Origin of the sequence: Pantoea allii (genome assembly GCF_046529425.1) — a bacterium.
Lineage (GTDB): Bacteria > Pseudomonadota > Gammaproteobacteria > Enterobacterales > Enterobacteriaceae > Pantoea > Pantoea allii.
In genome coordinates this window covers 2,918,971-2,942,132 of record NZ_CP125958.1, presented here as the reverse complement: position 1 = coordinate 2,942,132, position 23,162 = coordinate 2,918,971, and the positions used below count along the sequence as shown (strand labels likewise).

Here is a 23,162-nt window from a genome sequence, read left to right as displayed (position 1 = left end):
CTCAGTCTGCTCACCCCGTCGGGCTGCCGGTTACTGCGGTATAGCTCACCGCATTACCGCTGTCATCAATCACTTCATATTCCACGTTTGCCCCAGGATTAAGCGGTGTGGTGACTGGTACCGCAACATAAGACTGTGGTTCTACCATAATATCTCTCAGCACCTCTTTTTCTACTTTGACGTTCAGGCTCATATACCAGGGCGTTGGATTAGAAATCATGATTTGCTGGCTTTGTCGGGTAAAGCGTAGCTTTTGTGCATCTTCCGGTTGAGGCGCACCAAGCCCTGTCGGCCGTATAAACACTTTCAGGCGCAGACGCAGCGGCAGAATCACTTTTTGCTCGCCCGGGTTATCCGATTTTTTGAGCGCGGGTATCTGGTAAATATTCAACCAGTACAACGTCTCTTTACCCGCTTTTAGTTTCGCCCGCGAGGTCAGCATCAGCTTAAGTGAGCGTAATTCGCCAGGCAGCATTTTCAATACCGGCGGTATGGCCATGACCGGTGTTTTACTCTTATCCGGCGAAGCATGAATGTCGCCATCGTCCGTCCAGATTTGCAAAACGGCAGGGCTGCTCTCGCTATTGACCAGGTTAATGGACTGCGCCATTTCATTAGCGTTGAAAACAATACGTGTTTTATCAATGTTCACAACGGCCGTTGCCTGGGCTGACAGCATCGCCGTGAGGAAAAACAGGCTGCTACTGAAAGCTGACCACCACTTGTAACTGTGCATTAACGGTTCCTGAAGTGATAACTTGTCCCGGAATAGCCTCAAGAGAGGCAGTAAAATCGCCGCTGTAGATCTCGCCGTTGTCTGATGACGCAAGCGTGGTCAGGTCTTTGTAGGCATACCACCCGCGTGCATTGCCTGTGCCGGTGCTGGTCATATCCGGTAACAGGTTGAGTGCGGCACCAGCGCTGTTATAAATTTTTATCCCCACGCCCGAGGCGGCGCTGTCATTGTCATCACCATAGTTTGTGTCGAGCAGCCAGGTTAATCCGCCGCTGCTGGTGGTCAGGCCGAGTGTGTTGGCCATCGTAACGGCCCGGGGCTGGTTTACCAGAAACCCCATCGCGACGTTGGCTGATGTTATGGTGGAGTTGTTGATACTGGAGATCGCCCCGGCCTCACAGCGCAAATTGACAGAAAAAGGCGCCTGACTACTGCCACCATCAGCCAGAGCACCTACACTGATCACCGACAGAGATACTACAGCAGGATAATCCTGCACCTCGCAGGCAGCGCCGCGAACGTAGGTGACCGTATTGAAGGAGCTCCAGCCAACAGGCCAGTTAAAATGCCATCCACTATACTTAGTGCTATGGTCGTCACCGGGTTTCAGATCATCGCTGGCCAGTCCGGGACCTTTAAACGCGATATAGCCACGAGGTTGGTTGTTCTTATCAGGATAATACGCCTCACTATTCATGAAACGTTCAGTTCCATCAATTTTAAACATTTCGTACAGCACGCGGCTGAACGCGCTGGCAGGAATATAGATTTTATCCCCGTCAGAATACCAGTCGCTGGCATTAAGCTGTCGTGCTTTCCAGTAGCGACTGTAATATTCCCCCGTAGAGAGGTTGGTCATTCTGACCGCCACGTTTTTGGCTTTATCATAATAAGCGCCTTCAACTTCATTCGTGGCATATTTGCCCGCTGTATCCCAATCGCCATTGGTGGAATACATTTCATAGAGTTTATCTACATCGCCCGCATCGCAGCGGAACAGAATCTGATTCGGCGTAAAAGCATCCCGCATGGGCGTGTTGACGGGATCACCCACCGCACTGGCCAGTAATGTGCCTGCCGGCTGAAACAGGCTACCTGTATTGATATTAATTATTGCCGGTAACGGCAGTTTCCCCGTGCATTCATCACAGGCACCGGTCCATAACTTCGCGGTATAGCCAGCATTTTTAGCCGCCGTAGAAAGCTGACTCTGACTGGATACGACCGTACAGTTTGCCAGTAAAGGAAGCGGAATCAGTCCGGTGGCGATCAACAAAAGCGTTATTCTCAGAAACACGCGTTACTCCTTATTACACAGGCCGGGAAGATGGATCATGTGATCGTTGTGCTTTCCGGTAATTTGATAATTCACCAGGCAGGTTTGTTGACCGTCGTTATCCCAGATGACTTTGAGCGTGCCGGAGTCATGAGGTACGCGTGCGTACAGCTGGCCGCCCTGGCCAACAACGCCGATGACGGTGTTATCCGCATCACGGACTTCCGCGCCCATAGGTGGCGTTTCCCCCTCATTACTGGTGAGCGAGATCAAGACTGCTTTGCCTTTGATCGTGGCGAAGTTCACCTGCACCACCGCGCCAGCGTAAGGCACAACCCGATGACTCCCTCCGCTTAGCTCGGCATCGGCGTTCATATCCAGCGTGTCCAGGCTAATGTTGTTTTCGCGGTACGCGCTCAGGGAGGGCAGAATGGCATAGCCGAAGCGATCGATAACGGCGCCCTGACCATTACGCACACGTGCGCCCTGTGCGCCATCGGCCTGCACCAGGGCGAAAGTATCACTGCTGTAAGGGCCAAGTGTGATGCCTCCCCGGTGAAGAACCAGGCTGCCGGAAGCACCCAGTCCAGCCTGGCGATAGCTTTCGCCCTGGCCGTAATTGGCACGGAACGCCCCAAGTCGGGTATTTTGCTGAACATTTCCACCGACGTTCAGTGCATGTCCACTGTTGCCATTGCGGTAGTGCTCGCTACCGCCATAAAGGGAATAGGCGATATCGCGGTTGTCACCTGCTGAGCCCGACAGGGAGAGTGATGAGCTTTGTGTCTGCTTCGACTGGTTGTAGTGATAGGAAACAGAAGCGGTGTTGTGCCAGGTGAGAGGCATCGAAACCGTAAATGAAAAGGTATTTTCTGTGTAACGCTGCTGGCGGCTGTCATCTGGCTGATCGAAGACATTTAGCTCGGCGCGCGTCGTATTCCATGTGGTGCGCTGACGCGCAACATTGAAACCGTAGCTGATCTTTTTCCAGCTATTGTTATAACCGAGCTGTAACTGGGTGATGCGTGACTTGTTGTTATAGTAGTCAGCCGTGCTGCCACTCAGGCTGATCATGCCGAGGTTATCAAATGACTGGCTCAGGGTGGCGGATAACCGATTGCGCTGATTCATCGAATCGGAGTAGTAGCTGATGCCGGTATCATTCTGCCTTCTGACGCCCAACACGTCCTGCAGATCGCGGAAGCCGCTGGTGGAATAACGGTAGGCCGCCAACACCAGATTAGTGCCAGTTTCAAACGTTTTGCTGTAACTCAACTCCGCGCGCCAGCCCGAGGTGTTTTTATTTTGCTCAACGCGCGCCTGTGAAAAAATGGTGTTCATCCCCACGGCGCCCATCGGTGAACCCCATACGCCGCCCGCCAGCCAGGCCTGGTAGTCCTTCGCCAGCCGCGAGCCGATCGTTGCCGTAAAACGGTTACTGATGCCGCGCTGTAAAACCCCCTCAAAAAACGTGTTTTCCACGCTGTAATATTGTCGCACTCGCCCCAGCGCCAGCGCGTATTTCCAGTTTCCTGGACGAACAGAGTCCGGCACGGACGAGTAGGGCACTGTAAAAGTGGACCGCTTGCCGTTGGCTTCAATAATCTCAACGTCAAGATCGCCCTGACCGCTGGTGTTATATAAGTCATCAATAACAAAGGGGCCGGGGGGAACGCTGGTTTCGTAAATCACATTGTTGAGCTGCCGAACGACAACGCGGGCATCAGAGGTGGCTACACCATGGACTTCCGGCGCATAGCCCCGTTTACCCTGCGGCCACATCCGTTCTTCTGAGGCGAGTTTAATGCCGTTAAAGGCGAGACTGCCGAACAGCGAGTTGTTGGTATAATTGTCACCTAATGAGAGCTGACTGTTTATGCTCTCCACAGGACGCTGCACCCAGCTTCTCACCTGATTATACTGATAACGGCTTCCGCTATGACTGTTGCGCAGATAGCGCATATTGCCCTGATGACGAAACTGCCACTTGTCCAGATTCGTGCCTGCGGTAATGCCGCTCCACAAATATTGATAACGATAATCAGACGATCGGTTTTCCGACCAGGTGAAGTTAGTGTTGTGACGCAGAAATAACGCCGTAATGCCTTCATCCCATTCAGAAACGGGGATATAGCCACGGGGAGCCCGGTTCAGGCTGGCAAGGGGGAACATATACTGCAAACGAAGTGAAGCCTGGTCGAAACGCCAGCTGCCTGCTTCCGTCCAGTCTGATAATGGCTGACAGTGGGCTGTCGTTTGTTCAACCCGCTGGTTTTTTAACTGCATTAACCTGATGATCTCTTCCGGCAGGCAAGGTTCCACCTCTCCCTCGTCACTTAATTTTTTGAAGTTAATTTTGACGCCGGATTTAATTATTTTATCGTTGAGGTAAATATCAACAAGATAACTTCCTTCAGGAATTGCATTTTGGTTGAATTGTTCAATGTTTTTCCCAAATGTCGCCCCTTTAAACAGTGAGGCGTCGAAATAATAATCTTCACTGCAGGCATAACACGAAAAACAGGCCGAGACGGTAAAAGCAATAAGTTTCGGGCTAATTAACGTCAACCGTAAAGTTTTCACTGATTTTAGCTCCCTGATCGTTAACTGCCGAGACTGAAACTACGCCTGCACCCTGCAAACGTTTGCTGTTGTTAAACCAATAGGTTTGCTTTGCAAAGGGCGAGACCATATCGGCCTCACTTTTAAAGGCGTGATTCCCCACTTTTAAAACAACATCCACCAGGGAAGCATGCCAGGGTTGTGGGTTGTCAATTTCAATCCCATTGCCTTTATTCGCCTGATACAGGGGAGTGACTGTTATGCCTTTCAGGATATTTTTTGGTGCGCCAATACGCTCAGGGCGATAAAAAACCTTCATGCGATTACGCAATACCACCAACATGACATTCTGTGTCTTATCCTGATTTATATTTGATGGCGGAATTTGCAGGGTATTAAACCAGTAAACAGATTCACGATCCTGAGGCTGTGCAACGGTGTTATTCACCATAACCTTCGCGATCTGACCTGCCTTCGGCTGAATGCGGAATACCGGCGGTGTAATGATAAAAGGCGTATTTACGCGATTTTCTGGCTGTGAGTTTTCGTCACCGTTATCAAACCAGCTCTGAATAACATAGGGAATGGCATCGTTATTTTTAAATTGCACATCCACAGAACGCGCCTGCCCAGGGTAAATAATACGGCTGCCCATAATCGTCACGCTGGCGTTTGCGTAAAAGGGCAATGTTAATGCGGGGGTTACTGCTAGCGAGAGCGTCAACGCCAATAACAGTCTGCGAATAAACATAAATCAGTTCTCAATAGTTTATGGTGCACGCCAGACAACTGACGTGCACCGGATCAGTATTACTGGTAAGTCACCGCATATTGAAGTGAAGCACTAACGGTACCCGCCGTTGCTACGTCGGTCGCCAGATACTGCGCGGCATAGGTAGCCGATTTTTCGGTTTCGCCGGAGCTCAGGGTTAAATCACCATCACCGATATAGGTACTGGTTAAATTAATCTCTGCACCGGTGGGGTCCAGTAACTGAATTTCGACGTTTTCAGCATTACCACTGTTTTTCAGATTGCCGGTGTCGCTCACGTTGTTACCAATAAATACGGTGGATACACGCGTTGAATTAGTCGAGCCGGTACAGCCACTGATAGCGACGGAGAAGTCCGTTTTGCCCGCGACTTTTCCGCTTGCATCCAGTTCGTTCACGCCCACTGTCGGCATCAACACCAGCGGTGCACTGTTATTACCATTCACGTTGACTGAGCAAGTTTCATCGCTCACTTCACCCTGAAAGTTAATGGTGTTATCAGAATTCGCGAATGCTTGTCCTGATACCAGCGTCGCACTGATTAACAGGGATAAGGCCATAGCTTTGGTTTTTAACATGAGGTATTTTCCTTTTACATTTTTAACTGGAGAACAACTGATTCAGGCTGCTTCCCGTCTTCCTACGAACCGAATCTTTGATGCAGTAAATTTTTTTAACGCTAAGCTCCATTTTTTTTGATATTTCACTCAGAGAAAATCCGTGATTGACCAGATCAAGAAACTTAACCTCATCAGTGGTTAACGGATTAATCCCTTTTTTTTCACCTCCTTTTAAACCGTAGTAACATGCGTTAATTGATTTTTTAATATCGACGATGGCTGTTCCTGGGTAAATGACCGTATTAATACTTTTATCCTGTTTTTTCCAGAAAGCAGCTAAGGATGCCAGTCTGCGGTCGCAAACCAGGATGATAATTAAACTCTGCGATTTCAAATAATCCAGCCAGTTATGACTGGTAAAAAAGCGTATGTTGTGTGTTGAAAAATCCACAAATATACAACCTTTTGTAAATAAGCTTTCATATCGACCAGAAACGACGGAAAGAATGCCATTAATTAAGTAGTAGTTCCGCGCTGGCCAAATAACCACTTTTTGTATCGGGCACCGTTTAATTTCTTCTGTTAGCTCATTGGCTAATTCACATCGGTAGCGACAACTAAAGCAATATATACTTTCTCTCGTAATCCTTCTCATAAGCTTGTTTTGCTGCTCGTTAAGGAAGGTGAGATAAACATAGCATTATTAAACCTTCTAATTCAATGCGTTGGGCGATTGCATGGCGCAATGGACATGGAATAATCCTAAAGTGTTATGTTTCATTTATTTTTAACGCAAAAATGAAATTTATCCCACAACAGTGCCATTTATTGTGAACTTAAAAAGACAGTATACTTTTTATAAATTCAGATAATTTCATCCTCCCCAGGATTTTTCTATTAATATTAAGGATGCGATCAATAAAATTATCGCACTTTAAGATAAAAACGGTCCATTGATTAAATTTTTGTAAGAACAACATATCAATAACAGGTGGCGTTAATGTGTTGTTAATTCCTGTGAGGCTAAAGATGAATTATGATCATAATATTAATGGTGTATTTTAAATATGATAGCAATATGTTGCTTGCTTAATTTTTACGCAATGATGCACGAGATAGTCAACGCGATTTGATCTTTGTGTGTTCACTTACAATTCAATGAAATTTATTTAATCTTTTTGACAATGTTGTCATTTATCGAGATGTCATTTGATCGCTAAATGTAAGAGCTAAACGCCATTTTTTTCAGGTTAACAGCAATAAGTTATCAATTTTGATGGAGGTCAAACGAGGGAATAACATAATAAGACGCACTTACCCAGCAGCTTCGTAACTATTGTGATAATTGCTCAGCTAAAATGTTATAGTTGTGCATCTGCCTCTGATAAGGGCTGTTCTGATAACCGCTGTCTATCACAATCAACAATGATAACAATTTGCTACCCGGTTCCATCAGGGTAATCATGGAGGTATGACGACATATCGCATTAAAGTGGGTTACCACAACCCTTCAGCACTGACGTTCATGCAACTGGATGAGCAGCTTGCTGATCACGCGTTTTACAGCGCACGCGCCGACGCGGACAGCGGCGGCTTCCGCTATTTTCAGGAGTATGAATACCAGTCCGATTCTGCCGACTATTGTTCGGTGTGCTCCATGGCATACCATCACGCCTGTAAGGTCAGAAAATGCCCGCTGGTGCTGGTTGAAATAAAAGAAGATCACCCCGGCTGACAGCGTCAGCGCGCGGTTTCTGGCAGCGACCTGTGCAATATCCCTGTACTCCCTCGGTACTTAAATCATCCGTGCTGGCCTACACTGACAACGTACATTTTAAGGGGTAAGCCATGTCATCTACTGAACACATTATGTCTGACTGCTGTATTGTCGGCGGCGGCCCGGCCGGTCTGATGCTGGGTTATTTACTGGCGCGTGCCGGTTTGCAGGTTGTGGTGATCGAGAAGCATGCCGACTTTCTCCGCGACTTCCGTGGTGACACTATTCACCCTTCCACCCTTGAGGTGATGCACCATCTGGGTCTGCTGGATGACCTGCTGAAACTGCCTCACCAGCGCGCAGAAAAGCTGCAGGCGGAAATGGGCGGCCAGGAGGTGACGATGGCCGATTTTTCGCGTCTGCCGCTCCAGTGTCGTTTTATCGCATTCATGCCACAGTGGGATTTCCTGAATTTCATGGCGGAACGCAGCGCACAGTTTCCCGGCTTTACCCTGTTGAAATCCACGACCTTAAAGCAGCTGCTAACAGAAGAGGGTGAGGTAAGCGGTGTTGTCGCGTCACAGGCAGGCCAGCCGGTTGAGATCCGTACCCGTCTGGTGATTGGTGCTGACGGTCGTAACTCTAACGTACGTGCCCAGGCCGGCCTGGTGAGTCAGCATTTTGGCTCGCCGCGTGATGTGGTGTGGTTTCGTCTGGACAAAAAGTCTGACGATCCCCAGTCAGGCATGGGCCATACCGGGCCGCGCAACAACTTTATCGTCATCGACAGGGGCGATTACTGGCAGTGCGGGCTGACCATCGAGAAAGGGCAGTTTGATGCGCTCCAGGCCGAGGAGCTTGAGGCGATGAAACACAAGATTGCCAGCGTGTCTCCCTTTCGTCCTGCGCGCCTGGCGGAAATTGACAACTGGGATCAATTCAAACTGCTGTCTATCCGGATCGACAGGCTCAACCAGTGGGCGAAGCCGGGCGTGCTCTGTATTGGTGATGCGGCTCATGCCATGTCTCCGATTGGTGGCGTTGGCGTTAATCTTGCTATCCAGGATGCCGTTGCCACGGCGAACCTGCTGACCCTGCCGTTGTTAAAGGGAAAGATCACGTTAAGGGATCTGGAAAAAGTGCAGAAGCGTCGCCAGTTTCCCACCGTTGCAACGCAGTTCCTGCAAATCAAAATGAGCAGTAAAAAGAAACCGGGCAGTGAGGGCAAAAGTAAAATGCCTGACATCATCCGTAAGTATCCCTTTCTGCGCTTTATTTTTGGCCGACTCATCGGGATGGGATTCCGTATGGAAAAGCCACGCAGATTTCACAACTGAAGGTGTGTTGATTCTGGGATGCGGCGCTGTCGTGGATGACGGCGCTTTACCGCACCCGGTGTTTCCCTGGAGCCTGACAAGTCCCGCCATCAGCCTGAACCCAGGCGCGGGCTGGGCTTTATGTTTAAGGTTCACTGTTTACGGCTTACTGTCACCCACAACCTACAACCTACAACCCACAGCCCACAGCCCACAGCCTACTGCTTACCACTCATCCCCCATCGTTTTAGCGTTTATACTGCTGATCGCACCATACTCACGGATAACCGCTTTGGCCCGCGCGCCGCTTGCGTCCTGATGCAACAAAGCCCGTTGACGGAATCAGCCGTCATGTTTCGCCTCACCCAGAGGGCGTCTTTAACAGCGTATAAGGTCGCCAACGGCAGGAAAGATAGTGCGATGTAGCTCAAAATTTCAGCTAAAGGTATTATAAAGGTTATGTACGTGGTGTTAGATTGGCCTTACCAACACCAGGGAACACACTATAATGAAAACGAAAACGGCCAGCCTGTCATTTATGATGTTTGTGGAATGGTTTATCTGGGGCGCGTGGTTTGTCCCGCTCTGGGCCTTTCTCAGCAAAAATGGTTTCACGCCCGTCGAAATTGCGTGGTGCTATGCCTGTACCTCCCTTGCCGCCATCCTGTCACCGATTCTGGTGGGTTCCCTGGCAGACCGTTTCTTTCAGGCGCAGAAGGTGCTGGGCGTGCTGATGATCGTGGGTGCAGGGCTGATGTATTTCGCGGCGCAGCAAACGCACTTCAGTGGTTTCTTTCCCCTGTTGCTGCTTTATGCGCTGACCTATATGCCCACCATTGCGCTCACTAACAGTATTGCGTTTTCACACGTGGCAGATGTCGAGCGCGATTATCCACGCATCCGCGTACTGGGTACGCTCGGCTGGATCGCATCCGGTATCGTCTGTGGTTTTCTGCCGTCACTACTGGGCTTTGGCGATATCTCCGCCAGTAATATTCCTTTGCTGATCACCGCCGCCAGCTCACTATTGTTAGGCCTGTTCGCCTTTATGTTGCCCGCCACCCAGCCTAAAAGCACGGGCAAGTTTAGTCTGCGAACGGCGTTGGGACTGGATGCCCTGCATCTGCTGAAAGATCGCAGCTTCCTCGTCTTTTTTGTCTGTTCCTTCCTGTTCAGCATGCCGCTGGCATTTTATTACATCTTTGCGGAAGGGTATCTGACCGAGGTCGGCCTGGCCCATGCCACCGGCTGGATGACGCTGGGGCAGATGTCCGAAATTCTGTTTTTACTGGCGCTGCCGTTTTTTATCAAACGCTTTGGGATCGGAAACGTGCTGCTGCTGGGCCTGGTAACGGCCGCGTTGCGCTATCTGTTTTTTGTCTTCGGCAGCGACCAGAACCTGCTCACCTATGGCCTGTTATTTATGGGCATCCTGCTGCACGGTGTCAGCTATGACTTCTACTTTATTACCGCCTACATCTACGTCGATAAAAAATCCCCGGTCAGCATGCGTAATGCAGCGCAGGGATTAATTACCCTGGCCTGTCAGGGGATAGGCAGCCTGCTGGGCTATCGTCTGGGCGGTTACCTGATGCAGGAGATGTTTGCCTATAGTCAGCCGCGCAACGGCCTGACGTTCAACTGGGCAGGGATGTGGCTGTTTGGTTGCGTGATGATCGTCTTAATCACCGTGGCGTTTATTCTGCTGTTCCGCGATGCCAAAAAGCGCAGCGATGAGCTCAACGTGGTGGAGCCTGCCGCCGTGACGGAAAGCCAAAAATAAGGAAGAAAAAATGATTACCCCACAACAACGGATTACCGGCGCGTTTTATGGTCAGGCACTTGGCGATGCCATGGGCATGCCGTCAGAGCTGTGGCCGCGTAGCCGCGTGAAACAGCACTTTGGCTGGATAGATCGCTTTTTGCCCGGCCCGGCGGAGAACAACGCAGCCTGCTATTTTGGCCGCGCCGAATTCACCGACGATACCTCCATGGCGCTGGCGCTGGCAGATGCCATCATCAGCCACGATGGCGAGATCGTCGCTGAAACGATTGGGATGAATATCCTGCGCTGGGCGGAAGGGTTTGATGCTTTTAATAAAAATGTATTGGGGCCAACCTCAAAAATTGCCCTGCGTGCCTTACAGGCCGGTCAGCCGATTAGCACGCTGGAAAATAACGGCCTGACGAATGGTGCGGCCATGCGTATTTCTCCGCTGGGCTGCCTGTTGCCCGCGCGTGATTTAGCGGGTTTTATTGATGCGGTCGCGCTGGCATCCAGCCCAACGCACAAGGCCGATGTGGCGATTGCCGGGGCGACCGTGATTGCCTGGGCTGTTTCACGTGCCGTGGAGGGCGCAGGCTGGGGGCAAATACGTGACGCACTGCCCGCAGTTGCCCGGGCGGCGCAGGAACGACAGATAACCACCTTTAGTGCGTCGATGGCCGCGCGTCTGGAACTGGCGTTTTCGGTGGTTGAGCAGGGACGCGGTATTGAATCCACTATGGATCAAATCTATGCGCTGGTGGGAACGGGCACCAGCACCATCGAGTCGGTGCCCGCCGCCATTGCCATGGTCGAGCTGGCAAAGACCGATCCCAATCGCTGTGCCATTCTTTGCGCGAACCTTGGCGGAGATACGGACACCATTGGTGCAATGGCCGTTGCCATCTGTGGCGCGCTTAACGGTATCGACGCTATCGATCCCGCGTTGAGGCAGCAGCTGGACAGCGTCAATCAACTGGACTTTGAAGCGTACAGCCGTGCGTTTACTGCTTTTCGCCAGAAGCGGGAGGCGGCATATGCTTGATCCGCGCAGCGTAGCGACATTACATAATAAGGCCGCAATCTGTGTACTGGGCGCGGCCGTCGTGGATGTCATCGCGCGCACCGAACAGCTTCCTCAGCGCGGCGGTGACAGCGAGCTTCAGCAGCAAAGCCTGAGCGTGGGTGGCTGCGCGCTGAACGTGGCGCTGGCCCTGCACCGGCTGGGGCTGGATGCCGTAAACGCGTTACCGCTGGGCCAGGGCATCTGGGCCGATCAGGTGCGGAAAAAACTGGCGTCCTGTGGCCTGACGAGCGTCACGGAAACCCGTAAGGGCGACAACGGCTGGTGCCTGGCGCTGGTCGAACCCGACGGTGAGCGGACGTTTCTGTCGATGGCCGGGGTGGAAAACCAGTGGGATGAGGCGATGCTGGCGTCTGTCCCCCTGCAAAGGGACGGCTGGCTGTATGTGTCGGGTTATCAACTCAGCGGTAAAAATGCAGAAATCCTGGTGCCGTGGCTGGAGGAAGTGGCGAACAGGCAACGACTGCTGATCGATTTTGGCCCGCGTCTGCCGCATATCAGCCAACATCACTGGCAGCGGTTGATGGCGCTGCAGCCCGTGATTACTCTTAACCGACAGGAAGCGGAACACGTCTGGCACCAGCGTTTAGCGATATCTGAGCGTTTTAGTGCGCAGGCGCTGATCGCCCGGTGGTCTGACTATTTTTCCAGCCCGCTGGTGGTGCGGCTGGACAGTGAAGGTGCCGGGTTCAGCTATCACGGACAGCATGGCTGGCGAGCGGTATTCAAAACAACGGTGGTCGATTCCATCGGTGCCGGCGACAGCCATAGCGCGGGCTTACTGGCCGCGCTGGCATCTGACTGGCCACTTGAAAACGCCGTGGCGCTGGGCAACGCGGTCGCATCCTTTGTGGTGTCGCAGCGTGGCGGCGATACCGCCCCCGATCGGGCAGCCCTGATCCGCCACTGGCAGCAGTGCCTTACTCGGCAATAAACACGTACATATCACTGCGGCAGTAGCTGATGCTGTATTCCAGTGGGCGCTCATGTGCATCCAGCGCCAACTGCTTAATCACCAGCACCGGGATCAGCTCGGGCAGGGCAATCAGGCGCTGTAATTCAGCATCCGGCATCTGCGCGCTGACGCGGCTTTGCGTTTTTACCGGCTGAATCTGGTGGCGGCGAAAGTAGTCGTACAGCGAAATGCCGATGTCGCTGGCATCGTTGATTAATTCGCACGGCACCCAGGAGGTTTCCACCGACACAGCCTGCTGATCGACATAACGCAGGCGCTTCAGCAAATACACCTCGCTGCCCGGCGGCAACTGCAACTTTTGTGCGATCGCATGTTCACAGCGAATGCGATGCTTTTGCAGCCATTCCGTGTCGGGCTTTTTACCGCGCAAGACCACCTGTTGTGAAAACCCTTGTGGCTCTTTCAGCGAGTATTCCAGTGCGCTACAAATCTGCGTGCCATAGCCACGCGAGCGGTGAACGATCCCTTCCTGAGCAAGCGCATCCATCGCCTTACGCACCGTGATGCGTGAAATACCCAGTTGTTGAGAAAAGTCGCGTTCGCTGGGCAGCACCTCTTCATTACGCAGCAATCCGTCGCGCACGGCATCTTTAATGACCTGCGTAAAACGTTTATAGAGCGGAGTATTGCTCTCGGCGCTGAGCACGCGGCTCAGGTGGCTGAAAAGGGCGTGATGTTGTGATGTCATTATTCTCGTCTGGGATACATAACCTTATCTGCTGGAATTCTATACTATCTCTCTTATCACCGTACTGGTTTTGCAGGCGGCAACGTGAGGAGAGTCAAATGGAAACCGCTTCACCCCAGGTAAAGCAACACCGACGCGCACTGGTTGCGGGTTCGGTGGGCAACTTTATTGAATGGTATGAGTTCGCCATTTATGGCTTTCTCGCCACGCTGATTGCCCAGAACTTTTTTCAGCTACAGGGCGAGTCGGCGCTGAGCGGGCTGATTCTGACCTGGGCCTCATTTGCGGTTGCGTTTTTCTTTCGGCCACTGGGTGCGCTGGTGTTTGGTCGAATTGGCGATCGTATCGGTCGTAAACCCACGCTGATTATGGTGCTGGTATTGATGACGCTGGCGACCACGGCCATCGGCCTCGTGCCCACCTATGCCTCGGTGGGCATTGCGGCACCGCTGATGCTGACCGGGCTGCGCATCCTGCAGGGGCTTTTTGCCGGGGGCGAATACGGCGGCGCGGTGTCTCTGATGACCGAGTTTGCGCCGCGCGGCAAGCGCGGCCTGTATGGCGCATGGCAGTCGCTGACCGTCGCACTCGGCCTGCTGGCAGGGATCGGGCTGGTGGCGCTGCTGTCGTATACGCTCAGTCCGCCAGCCATGCTGGCCTGGGGCTGGCGGATTCCCTTTATCGTGGCGTTGCCGCTGGGAATGGTTGCGCTCTGGTTGCGGCTGGCCATGGACGAAACACCGGGCTTTGTGCGGCAGCAACAGCAGCAGGTCATTCACGCGGACCGGGGACAAACATTAAAAAGCATTCTGCTGGCGATTGCGCGCGTGATGCTGTGGTCAGCGGCGGGTTATACCTGCCTGGTAATTATGCCAACCTATCTGCAGTCCGCGCTGCACACCGGGCAGCATCAGGCGTTGCTGATTGCCGTGATCTCTAATCTGGGATTTGCGTTCACCATTATTCCGGCGGGCATGCTGAGTGACAGAGTGGGGCGACGTCGGGTGATGGTGGTGGCCAGTGTGCTGTTACTGGTATTGGCGATGCCGCTGCTGAAGGTGCTGCAGGCGGAAACGGCCACGCTATACAGCAAAGCGCTGGTGGTATTTATGGCTGGCGGTGTGGTGGGCTTGCTGGCAGGGCCGGGACCGGCGATGCTGGCTGAAATGTTTACTACGCGGGTGCGTTATACCGGACTGGGGCTGGCGTATTCACTGTCGAATGCCGTTTTTTCAGGCTGTGCCGGGCTGATTATTACCGGGTTGATTAAGCAGACGGGAAATCTGGATATTCCGGCGTGGTATATGATGGCGACCGCGCTGGTCTCTATACCGGCACTGATGACGTTGAATAAAGACGATCATCTGCGGGATCTGGCGTGAGGGTAAAACGGGAGCAAGCGCTCCCGTTTTTGATACTTATTTGCGGCTCAGCAGGAAGCCAAGCACCACGCCAACACCGGCGGCCACGGCCAGACCCGCAAACGGGTTAGACTGTACCTGATCTTTGATGCAATCAGCGGCATCACGAGCGGCGTAGGATGCCTGGTTGGTGTAGCGGCGAGCTGCACCACGGGCACGATGACGCGGGGAGTCGGTAAACTCACCCCATTGTTGCTCTGCGGCACCGGCGACTTCTTTTGCTGCATCTTCAATTTTTCCTGACATGCTTCATCTCCTTGGTTATCACAGTCACTTAAAGCGTAGCAAACCTTTGCCGTCGTGCTGCTCCAGGGTGCATTAATCTTCTGCTGAGTGCGCGATGGCCAGATGAAAACACCGGTCGCAAGGGGCCTTTTTTACCCCACAAGGCGCTCAGGCAGGGGCATGAAGCGGGAAAGCGCGATGACCAACGCCGCGCGAATCGGGGAGGAGAAAAATCATTACCAGCTGTTTCATTCCACGAGACGATGGGGGGACGCGATGTGTTTGGGATACCAGCTCACCAGAAAGTGACGGAGATGGTCAAAGCACCATTCCGCATCATCAGACTGCGGGCAGTAATACTGAATGGTGATTTTTTCGTAGCGGCGCTGGCGTTGCTGCAGCGGTGACCAGCCCCAGTCAAGCACGGATCGGGCATAGTTAACCAGAGCATCCTCTGCCAGCGCATGCTGTTGCGCCTGTTCTTTCAGGTAGGCATAAAACGCGGCTTCCAGCTGCAGCGCCTCATCATGGGGATGGCCAGGCAATTCGGGACGAAAGGCAACATCGATAAAACCGCACACGGCGTTTTCCTGCTGCTGCCAGTCGCAGGCCAGCGTCATAAATAACCCGTCCTGAAGATTCACCTCTTCGACCAGGCGCTGCAGGTTAGCAGAATGGCGAAGCACAAGAATTTCTTCCAGGCGTTCCGTCTCCAGCGTTAAATCGATGCCGCACGGGTTCAGGGTGCCGTCTTCATTGCGGGTCGCAGGGAAGGGGAAATCGATATAGCCGTTGTTATCCAGACGCTTTTCCATGTGAAGGATGACCTGTCGCTTGACGTTTCCTGACACTATATCATCCCGTGACAGGAATCACCCCTTTACGGGCAGGTCCAGGTGATCAGGGTGTCCTGATAAGGATTGATCAACCGGAACTGTTTATCCGACAGACGTTGCGCGTAGTAACCTTCGCGCGTCACGGCGGAAGGAATGTACTGAAAGCGATCCTGCGACTGCAGCGGGCCGCTCTGCACGCTGGCGCCGTCACGACTGACGCGAAAGGATGTCACCAGATCGAAAATAGTGCCCTGGGTCTGGCCCAGCGACTGCCCGTAAAGGGTGCTGACTTCGCCCGGACAGTCCACGCCTTTCGGCGACGATGAGCAGCCCGTGAGCAGTGCCATAAAAATGAAAACCAGCGATCGCAACATATCCTGTTCCTGCCCGAGTCCATGAAAGCGGTGAACGATTCTATCGTGTAACGCCACAAATAACATGATCATAGCAGTTCTGCTACACAGGCTGATTTGCGCTTTGTTCAATCGTTAAGCAACAGAAATGCAAAAGATGACTTTGAGGTCGAATAAACGTTATTCTTGCCATCTTTGCGTATCGCTTAAGCAAATTCAGGGATAAATGATGAAAGAAGAAGAAGCCAGCCTGATGATTATTCGCCACGCCATCGAAGCACTGGATGCAGAAAAAAGGCAGCAGGTGATTGCCTGTGCATCTGACATTCGCGACGTCATGAGCAGCTTCGACAGCGAAGAGGCCGGTCTGGCGTTGATGCTGGTCGCGGCTGAAGTTGCGGCAGAATAGGGCATTGGTGGCCTGACAGCTACCCTGCCGCCGGTTCCGTTTTTCGTTGTTCAAAGCGCATCTGAACGCATAGCCCTCCGCTATGCCCGACCCACAGCGGTAATCTTTCCGCTCTTTCTTCGCCTGGCTTTGTCTGTGGTAAACTCCTCTGACAGTGTGGAATCACCTATTCAGCGGAGGAATCAGATGAAAGCAGCCCGTCTTGCCCTGTGCCTGTTGGCCTGTTACAGCGCGTCAGCGTGGAGCGAAAGCGAATTCCAGCTTCATTGTCCCGGACGACCCACCATGACCATTTCACGGGCGGAATATGGCCTGAGTACCCTTTCCTGGCCTCAACAGCATTTCCAGATTGCGGCGGGACAGCTGCACACCCGTATTAATGGGGGCGATAATGTTGCCATTACGCGCTTTCGCAATGGCGACCAGCTTATCGTCAACAAAAGCAACCTCGACACCTTCTTCGTTTACCATGACAGCGACAAGCTGGTGCCATGCAGCCGCAGCGCGATGCGTGATGTGGACGCCCTGAGCCTGGAACGTTATGACGACAGGCAGCGTAACGACTCTTGATCCGCCGCGATAAGGAAGGCGAATGCAGATTACCGTTACTGACAAAGTGACCAGTAAAGATCTGGATGAACTCCGGCTGGGCCTGAATGCCCATAACAGCAAGTTTTATGATGCGGCGTTAATTCAACCGCTGGGGCTGTTTATCTACGATCCGCAGGGAAAGAAGCTGGCAGGACTGACCGGTACCACGACCGGTAACTGGCTACGTATCGATTTACTCTGGGTCAGTCATACGCTTCGTGGGCAGGGCACCGGCAGCCGTCTGGTGTTGGCGGCCGAGCAGGAAGCGCGCCAGCGAGGATGCCGTTTTGCCCAGGTGGATACCGGCAGTTTTCAGGCGCGGCCGTTTTATGAAAAGTTGGGTTACGGCGTCCGTTTAACGCTCGACCAGTATATCCGTCATCATCAGCGTCACTATCTGACCAAAGTCCTGTAATTACAGCAGCACCTGCTGGCGTAGATCCAGCGGTTGCAACTCTGCTTCATCGATAGCAGCCAGCCAGCCGGGCAGGGTCACTTTCTGCCAGGACAGGTGACCGCGTGTGGTGCTCATCAGCACCACATCCGGTCGCAGGGTGCGGTAAAGCTCCAGCGAAGCGGCTAATTCGGCAGGATTACTCTCGGGCACCAGCACAGTGACCCAGCGGTCATGATGACGCGTCAGCGTATCGCCAACAAATAAGTAGGTCAGACCAACAGGTGAATGGTAAAGGTAGCTGCAACTGCCCGGCGTATGACCAGGCGTCGGCAACAGATGAAAATCACCGAAATGGGTTTCCTGCTGAGTAAAGGTGTCGTCCGGCTCCACAAAACGGCTAATCTGCCCCAGTGAGCGGCTGTGACAATAGAGCGCGCTGTTAAAGCGCTGCTGAATGCGCGCCGCGCCGGGCGCGGATTCGTGCCAGTGGGTCAGATAATGCCGGATCACACCGTTATCATCGGCCAGTACCTCATGATCCAGCGGGTTTTCAACCCGGCCAATCAGTAAATTGCCGCGCGGATGACGCAGTAAAAAACCATGCATCATTATGTCTTCGGTATCTTCTTCCGGGAATTCCGGCGTTGAGATCCACAAATCGTCATACAGCGGCTTCAATGTCGATCTCCTGCAACTTCAGCTATGTGTGCAATACGGGATGTCCGCTTGCCTGTAATGCCACCTGACCCTGATTCACCTGCAACGTTGCCGTGGCACCCAAAGGTAACGTGACGGTATCCGGACCGTGACCGAAGTCCAGATCGCTGATGACCGGCAGACCGCTAATGTCACGAATGCGCTGCCAGACCGTGGAAAAATCAAATCCGTTGTCGTACTCAGACAGGGCGGTGCTGGTGAAACTGCCGGTAATAATCGCCTGCTGCCGGGCCAGAATGCCGCACTGATGTAACTGAAGCAGCATGCGTTCAATGCGGAACGGATGCTCGTTAACATCTTCAATTACCAGAATGCCGTTCTCAATCTGCGGCATCCACGGTGTGCCAATCAACGAGCTGATCATCGCCAGATTCCCGCCCCACAGCGTCCCCTGCCAGCGACCCTGATCGGGCGTCGTGCTCTGCCAGGCCACCTTGACTGTAGGTGATGTCAGCGCATGCCAAAAGTGCTGCAGCGTAAATTCGGATAAAACCTCAGCGCCAAAATTGCCCGCCAGCATCGGTCCACTGAAGCTGATGACGCCAGCATGTTGCAGCAGGGCTAACTGGAGTACGGTGAAATCGCTGTGCCCACAGAGCGCCAGCGGCTGATGCGCAAAACGGCGCTTCAGGCCCGCATAGTCCACCGACGGCAGCAGGCGAGTCGCGCCATAGCCGCCGCGCACCGCCAGCACAATATCGGGTAAGGTCGCTAAATCAGCCAGTTCATTAATATCGCCCAGTCGCTCATCGTCGGTGCCGGCAAAGCGCTGAAAACGACGCGCGATAACGGCGTCATTGTCGACGCGATGTCCTTCCGCACGCAGGCGTTCCACCCCGAGCAGGGCAGCGGGCTGATTATGACAATAGCCTGAAGGGGCAATAAGACGAATAGAACGTGACGTCATAGTAAATTCCTGAAATTAGTCAGTGACAGACATCACGATAATGGCGAAAAACCGCAAATATGTCATCAGACTGCTGTAATTAGGATAAACGGTAATTTTGCAATTCTGCCGGCTCGGTATGATAGCTTCCGCCACTTCTGCGACGAGATAAAAAATTGCTTAAAATTCGCTACTTTGTCATTTCAGCCTTGCTGCTGACGGGCTGTGCCAGTGAACCGCCGCATACCTACGTTAAAGAGAAGAATACGCCGTTAACTCAGGCCGCGCCTTCACGCATCAGCGGAACCTGGTCACTCTTTACCGAAACGGCCGCCAACCAGTATGGTGTGGACGAAAAACTGATCAGCGCCATTATTAATGTGGAGTCCGGTGGAAACCCCGGTGTGGTCAGCCGTTCCAATGCGGTGGGATTAATGCAGATCAAAGCATCGACCGCAGGCCGGGAAGTGTACCGCACCCAGGGCCGTCACGGTCAGCCGAGCAACGCAGAGCTGCGCGATCCGGCCAGAAATATTGATATTGGTACTGCCTACATCAAAATTCTGCAGCAGTCGGCGCTTTCAGGGATTCGCGATCCTCTCACGCTGCGTTACGCCACCATCGTTTCCTATGCTAACGGCGCCGGTGCCTTACTGCGCACCTTCTCCAGCAATCGTGACCGGGCAATCGCCATGATTAATTCTATGACGCCGGACGAGTTTTATCAGCACGTGCAAAATAAACATCCTGCCGCCCAGGCACCCCGTTACTTGTGGAAAGTCACCACGGCTTACCGCGCAAACAGCTGATCCCGTGTTCTCTCCTCACCTTCCTTTCCGGCAGGTGAGGAGAGAACCGTTAAGCTGTCAGCAGCCTTGCGGTAGGGTAATCCACGATAAGCACATTCACATAGCCGCCACGCAGCGCCCCGCGAATCGCCTGCGCCTTCTCTTGACCGCCCGCCAGCGCCACAACCTGCGCACACTGTCGGACCTGTTCCAGTTCCATACCAATCACCGGATCTTCATCGGCATCCAGTACAGGCTGACCTTGCTCATCGAAGTAGTGGAGACAAATATCGCCGACTGCCCCGCGCCCGGCCAGGGTACGTAACATGGTCGCATCGTAATAGTTACCCGAATTACGCAGCAGCGCAGAGGGTTCAAGATCGCCAATCCCGACAATGGCTAAATCCACCTCATTAAATTTATTCAGCACCTCGGCGACGTCCGCATTGGCGGCCAGCCGCTGGCGGTCTGTCACTGAGTGCTCAATCGACTGAGAAGGCAGCAGCCAGGCCGGGCAATTCAGCAGTGCAGCAAGGTTTTGCGTCAGTATCGTGGCCTGCACGTTTCCGTTGGCACCCACGCCGCCCAGCAACTGAATCACGCCTTTACATGAGGTATTAAGGGGATGCAAGGCGTCCACCATACAGCGAATGGTGCCGCTCCATGAGGAGATGCCAATGAGCTCATCCGCGCGCACCCGGGTTTCCAGATAGTGGGCCGCCGCCGAACCAATCGCCTGTTTGATCTCTCCGGCGGAGGCGTGTTCAGGCACGTCCACCACGATGGCCTGCGGCAGTTGATAACGTTGCTCCAGGGCTTTTTCCAGTTCCGGAAAGACATTGGCAGGGGGAACGACGCTGATTTTAACCACGCCTTCTTTCACGCTGCGGTTCAGGATGCGCGACACAAACGATTGAGACAGCTTGAGTAACTGTGCAATGTCGGACTGCTTCTTGCCTTCGACATAGTAAAGCGTGGCAATTTTTACCATGAGCCGCTGTTCATCCTGTTTCGCCATCAGTGTTTCCTCTCGTGTCCTGGCCGTCATTGTTAACCACTCGCGTGAAAATCACAATCCACGGCAATTTGTGATCCTTTTCGCTTTTTATCACTTCATCCGTAGACGTGACTGACCGCAAAGCGCATAGTGGTAATGAATATAAAATCATTATTGAATATATATTCATAAAGGGGAAGGATATTCACCTGACAGATCCGATCGCGCTGATCGGTGCATGTGTTCGCTGTCAGCGATGGGCGTTTTGCGCCCATTATGAATATATATTCGGTGTCGACTTAAAATTCAAAAGGTGAGATATGAATCCTTTTACGCTTTCAGTAGATGAGCTTGAAAAACGGGCGCGGTCGGTGCGCCGTCGCATTATTCAGCTTAATGCCGGCAGCCCGGCAGGCGGCCATACCGGGGCCGACCTGTCGCAGGTGGAGATCCTGACCGCGCTCTACTTCCGCATCCTTAACTGCGCACCAGACCGTATGAAAGATGACGAGCGTGATATCTACATTCAGTCAAAAGGGCACGCGGTAGGCGGGTATTACTGCGTGCTGGCGGAGGCCGGTTATTTTCCACTGGACTGGCTGGCAACCTATCAACAGGCGAATTCGGCTTTACCGGGGCATCCGGTGCGGCAAAAAACGCCCGGCGTGGAGCTCAACACCGGTGCGCTGGGACATGGATTGCCCGTGGCAGTGGGCATTGCGCTGGCGGCGAAGAAGAGCAACAGTCGGCGGCGTATTTTTGTCGTCACCGGCGACGGCGAGCTGGCAGAAGGCAGTAACTGGGAAGCCGCGCTGGTCGCTGCCCATTACGGGCTGGATAACCTGATTGTGATTAACGACAAAAACAAGCTACAGCTGGCGGGATCGACACGTGACATTATGAATACCGACCCGCTGGCAGAGAAATGGCGCGCCTTTGGCCTGGCGGTCAGTGAATGCAACGGCAATGACATGGCGTCGGTGGTCAGCGCCCTGGAACAGCCAGCGGTAAAGGGCAAGCCGCAGGTGATTATCGCGCACACGGAAAAAGGTTTTGGCATCTCCTTTATTCAGGGCAAAGCTGAATGGCACCACCGGGTGCCCAAGGGGGAAGAAATCGACCGGGCACTGGAGGAGTTAAACGATGAGTAATGCACAACATCTGGCTGAGGTGATGGTAGAGGCACTGATGGCGGCCGTTGAACGCGGTATCGATGTGGTTCCTGTGGTGGCTGACTCCACCTCAACGGCCAAAATTGCACCGTTCATCAAGGCCTTTCCCGGCCGGTTAGTCAACGTAGGTATCGCCGAGCAGGCGCTGGTGGGCACGGCTGCCGGTCTGGCGCTGGGCGGAAAAGTTGCCGTGACCTGCAACGCCGCGCCGTTTCTGATCTCGCGCGCCAACGAACAGGTGAAGATCGACGTCTGTTATAACAATACCAACGTCAAGCTGTTTGGGCTGAATGCAGGGACCAGCTATGGCCCACTTGCCAGCACGCACCACAGCATTGACGATATCGCCATCCTGCGCGGGTTTGGCAATATTGAAATTTACGCGCCTTCCTGTCCGGTGGAGTGCCGCCAAATCATCGACTATGCCCTTGATCACGTTGGGCCGGTTTACATCCGGCTGGATGGAAAAGCATTGCCGCAGTTGCACGATGAGGATTACCGCTTTGAACCCGGCAAGATCGATGTGCTGCGCGAAGGCCATGACATCGCCCTTGTTGCCATGGGCTCGACGGTACATGAAGCCGTTACCGCAGCAGAGCAACTGAAAACGCAGGGCGTTTCTGCCGCGGTGATCGCCGTGCCTTCCATTCGTCCCTGTGATACTCAGCAGTTACATGATCTGCTGAGCCACTACCGTGCGGTGATTACGGTTGAAGAGCATAACGTGAATGGCGGCGTGGGCAGCCTGGTTGCAGAGGTACTGGCTGAAAATGGTTTAGCGGTCAGGCTGCTGCGCCTGGGCATTGCCGATGGGGAGTACGCCATTGCCGGCGATCGCGCCTCAACCCGAGCCTGTCATGGCATTGACGCCAGCAGCGTAGCGGCCCAGGCGTTGCGCCTCTGCACAGGAGGCTGACG

At 53.3% G+C, this 23,162-nt stretch carries 25 protein-coding genes; 12 read left to right on the top strand and 13 right to left on the bottom strand.

Annotated features, from left to right (window positions below; genetic code table 11):
• Window positions 1-10 precede the first annotated feature (10 nt).
• From QNH99_RS13885 to QNH99_RS13860, 6 genes are read right to left on the bottom strand one after another with little or no spacing between them, the layout of a single operon-like run.
• On the bottom strand, window positions 11-736 hold the full coding sequence (locus QNH99_RS13885; RefSeq protein WP_109716098.1) for a fimbrial assembly chaperone: 726 nt from the start codon (window positions 734-736) through the stop codon (window positions 11-13).
• Entirely contained in the window at window positions 702-2,033 is a 1,332-nt protein-coding gene (gene stbD / locus QNH99_RS13880) for a fimbrial usher protein StbD (protein ID WP_283350693.1), read from the bottom strand. The genes QNH99_RS13885 and stbD overlap by 35 nt, the downstream gene beginning before the upstream one ends.
• 3 nt (window positions 2,034-2,036) lie before the next feature.
• A complete protein-coding gene (locus QNH99_RS13875; protein WP_410516826.1) occupies window positions 2,037-4,595 on the bottom strand; it encodes a fimbrial outer membrane usher protein in 2,559 nt (852 codons plus the stop codon).
• Entirely contained in the window at window positions 4,567-5,325 is a 759-nt protein-coding gene (locus tag QNH99_RS13870; protein ID WP_109716100.1) for a fimbria/pilus periplasmic chaperone, read from the bottom strand. The genes QNH99_RS13875 and QNH99_RS13870 overlap by 29 nt, the downstream gene beginning before the upstream one ends.
• A gap of 59 nt (window positions 5,326-5,384) precedes the next feature.
• Window positions 5,385-5,924, bottom strand: coding sequence for a fimbrial protein (locus QNH99_RS13865; RefSeq protein ID WP_096012362.1), 540 nt, complete (start codon window positions 5,922-5,924; stop codon window positions 5,385-5,387).
• A gap of 22 nt (window positions 5,925-5,946) precedes the next feature.
• On the bottom strand, window positions 5,947-6,561 hold the full coding sequence (locus QNH99_RS13860) for a LuxR family transcriptional regulator (RefSeq protein WP_241536735.1): 615 nt from the start codon (window positions 6,559-6,561) through the stop codon (window positions 5,947-5,949).
• An 816-nt stretch (window positions 6,562-7,377) separates the two neighbouring features.
• Between QNH99_RS13860 and QNH99_RS13855 the strand changes: the two genes are divergently transcribed.
• The 5 genes from QNH99_RS13855 to QNH99_RS13835 all read left to right on the top strand — a co-directional run bounded on the left by QNH99_RS13855 (window position 7,378) and on the right by QNH99_RS13835 (window position 12,722).
• Window positions 7,378-7,641 carry a hypothetical protein gene (locus QNH99_RS13855; protein WP_063879129.1) on the top strand — a complete coding sequence of 88 codons (264 nt, stop codon included), beginning with the start codon at window positions 7,378-7,380 and terminating at the stop codon, window positions 7,639-7,641.
• Between the two features lie 113 nt (window positions 7,642-7,754).
• Window positions 7,755-8,960, top strand: a complete 1,206-nt coding sequence (locus QNH99_RS13850) for an FAD-dependent oxidoreductase (protein ID WP_410516825.1) — start codon at window positions 7,755-7,757, stop codon at window positions 8,958-8,960.
• A gap of 487 nt (window positions 8,961-9,447) precedes the next feature.
• Window positions 9,448-10,722 carry a nucleoside permease gene (locus QNH99_RS13845; protein ID WP_063879131.1) on the top strand — a complete coding sequence of 425 codons (1,275 nt, stop codon included), beginning with the start codon at window positions 9,448-9,450 and terminating at the stop codon, window positions 10,720-10,722.
• Between the two features lie 10 nt (window positions 10,723-10,732).
• Entirely contained in the window at window positions 10,733-11,749 is a 1,017-nt protein-coding gene (locus QNH99_RS13840) for an ADP-ribosylglycohydrolase family protein (protein WP_410516824.1), read from the top strand.
• Window positions 11,742-12,722 carry a PfkB family carbohydrate kinase gene (locus tag QNH99_RS13835; RefSeq protein WP_410516823.1) on the top strand — a complete coding sequence of 327 codons (981 nt, stop codon included), beginning with the start codon at window positions 11,742-11,744 and terminating at the stop codon, window positions 12,720-12,722. Before QNH99_RS13840 ends, QNH99_RS13835 begins: the two co-directional genes overlap by 8 nt.
• Here QNH99_RS13835 and QNH99_RS13830 read toward each other — a convergent pair.
• Window positions 12,709-13,452 (bottom strand): GntR family transcriptional regulator, encoded by a 744-nt coding sequence (locus tag QNH99_RS13830; protein ID WP_096012368.1) that lies wholly within the window; start codon window positions 13,450-13,452, stop codon window positions 12,709-12,711. The genes QNH99_RS13835 and QNH99_RS13830 overlap by 14 nt on opposite strands.
• Before the next feature lie 98 nt (window positions 13,453-13,550).
• On the opposite strand from QNH99_RS13830, the gene QNH99_RS13825 reads away from it, so the two are divergent.
• Window positions 13,551-14,834: an MFS transporter gene (locus QNH99_RS13825; RefSeq protein ID WP_410516822.1), complete on the top strand. Its 1,284-nt coding sequence runs from the start codon at window positions 13,551-13,553 to the stop codon at window positions 14,832-14,834.
• Between the two features lie 36 nt (window positions 14,835-14,870).
• Here the strand turns inward: QNH99_RS13825 and QNH99_RS13820 are convergent, their stop codons facing one another.
• From QNH99_RS13820 to QNH99_RS13810, 3 genes are all read right to left on the bottom strand, one after another.
• Window positions 14,871-15,119 (bottom strand): DUF883 family protein, encoded by a 249-nt coding sequence (locus tag QNH99_RS13820; RefSeq protein ID WP_109716106.1) that lies wholly within the window; start codon window positions 15,117-15,119, stop codon window positions 14,871-14,873.
• 227 nt (window positions 15,120-15,346) lie between these two features.
• Window positions 15,347-15,913 (bottom strand): hypothetical protein, encoded by a 567-nt coding sequence (locus QNH99_RS13815; RefSeq protein WP_096012371.1) that lies wholly within the window; start codon window positions 15,911-15,913, stop codon window positions 15,347-15,349.
• Window positions 15,914-15,978: 65 nt separating this feature from the next.
• Window positions 15,979-16,308, bottom strand: coding sequence for a hypothetical protein (locus tag QNH99_RS13810; RefSeq protein WP_063879138.1), 330 nt, complete (start codon window positions 16,306-16,308; stop codon window positions 15,979-15,981).
• A 208-nt stretch (window positions 16,309-16,516) separates the two neighbouring features.
• Between QNH99_RS13810 and QNH99_RS13805 the strand changes: the two genes are divergently transcribed.
• From QNH99_RS13805 to QNH99_RS13795, 3 genes are all read left to right on the top strand, one after another.
• A complete protein-coding gene (locus tag QNH99_RS13805) occupies window positions 16,517-16,696 on the top strand; it encodes a hypothetical protein (protein ID WP_063879139.1) in 180 nt (59 codons plus the stop codon).
• Between the two features lie 186 nt (window positions 16,697-16,882).
• A complete protein-coding gene (locus tag QNH99_RS13800) occupies window positions 16,883-17,266 on the top strand; it encodes a hypothetical protein (protein WP_063879140.1) in 384 nt (127 codons plus the stop codon).
• 22 nt (window positions 17,267-17,288) lie between these two features.
• Complete coding sequence (locus tag QNH99_RS13795) at window positions 17,289-17,702, top strand: GNAT family N-acetyltransferase (protein WP_256852500.1); 414 nt, start codon at window positions 17,289-17,291, stop codon at window positions 17,700-17,702.
• Here QNH99_RS13795 and QNH99_RS13790 read toward each other — a convergent pair whose 3' ends face one another.
• Both QNH99_RS13790 and ldcA read right to left on the bottom strand, forming a co-directional pair.
• A complete protein-coding gene (locus QNH99_RS13790) occupies window positions 17,703-18,362 on the bottom strand; it encodes an MBL fold metallo-hydrolase (RefSeq protein ID WP_256852501.1) in 660 nt (219 codons plus the stop codon).
• Between the two features lie 22 nt (window positions 18,363-18,384).
• The gene (ldcA, locus tag QNH99_RS13785; RefSeq protein ID WP_096012375.1) at window positions 18,385-19,308 is read right to left on the bottom strand and encodes a muramoyltetrapeptide carboxypeptidase; all 924 of its coding nucleotides are present in this window, start codon (window positions 19,306-19,308) and stop codon (window positions 18,385-18,387) included.
• Between the two features lie 155 nt (window positions 19,309-19,463).
• Between ldcA and emtA the strand changes: the two genes are divergently transcribed.
• Entirely contained in the window at window positions 19,464-20,096 is a 633-nt protein-coding gene (gene emtA, locus QNH99_RS13780; protein ID WP_096012376.1) for a membrane-bound lytic murein transglycosylase EmtA, read from the top strand.
• Window positions 20,097-20,145: 49 nt separating this feature from the next.
• On the opposite strand, the gene QNH99_RS13775 is transcribed toward emtA, so the two are convergent.
• Complete coding sequence (locus QNH99_RS13775) at window positions 20,146-21,093, bottom strand: sugar-binding transcriptional regulator (protein ID WP_145394742.1); 948 nt, start codon at window positions 21,091-21,093, stop codon at window positions 20,146-20,148.
• 299 nt (window positions 21,094-21,392) lie between these two features.
• Between QNH99_RS13775 and QNH99_RS13770 the strand changes: the two genes are divergently transcribed.
• Entirely contained in the window at window positions 21,393-22,223 is an 831-nt protein-coding gene (locus QNH99_RS13770; RefSeq protein WP_109716107.1) for a transketolase, read from the top strand.
• A complete protein-coding gene (locus QNH99_RS13765; protein ID WP_256852502.1) occupies window positions 22,216-23,160 on the top strand; it encodes a transketolase family protein in 945 nt (314 codons plus the stop codon). The genes QNH99_RS13770 and QNH99_RS13765 overlap by 8 nt, the downstream gene beginning before the upstream one ends.
• Window positions 23,161-23,162: the final 2 nt, after the last annotated feature.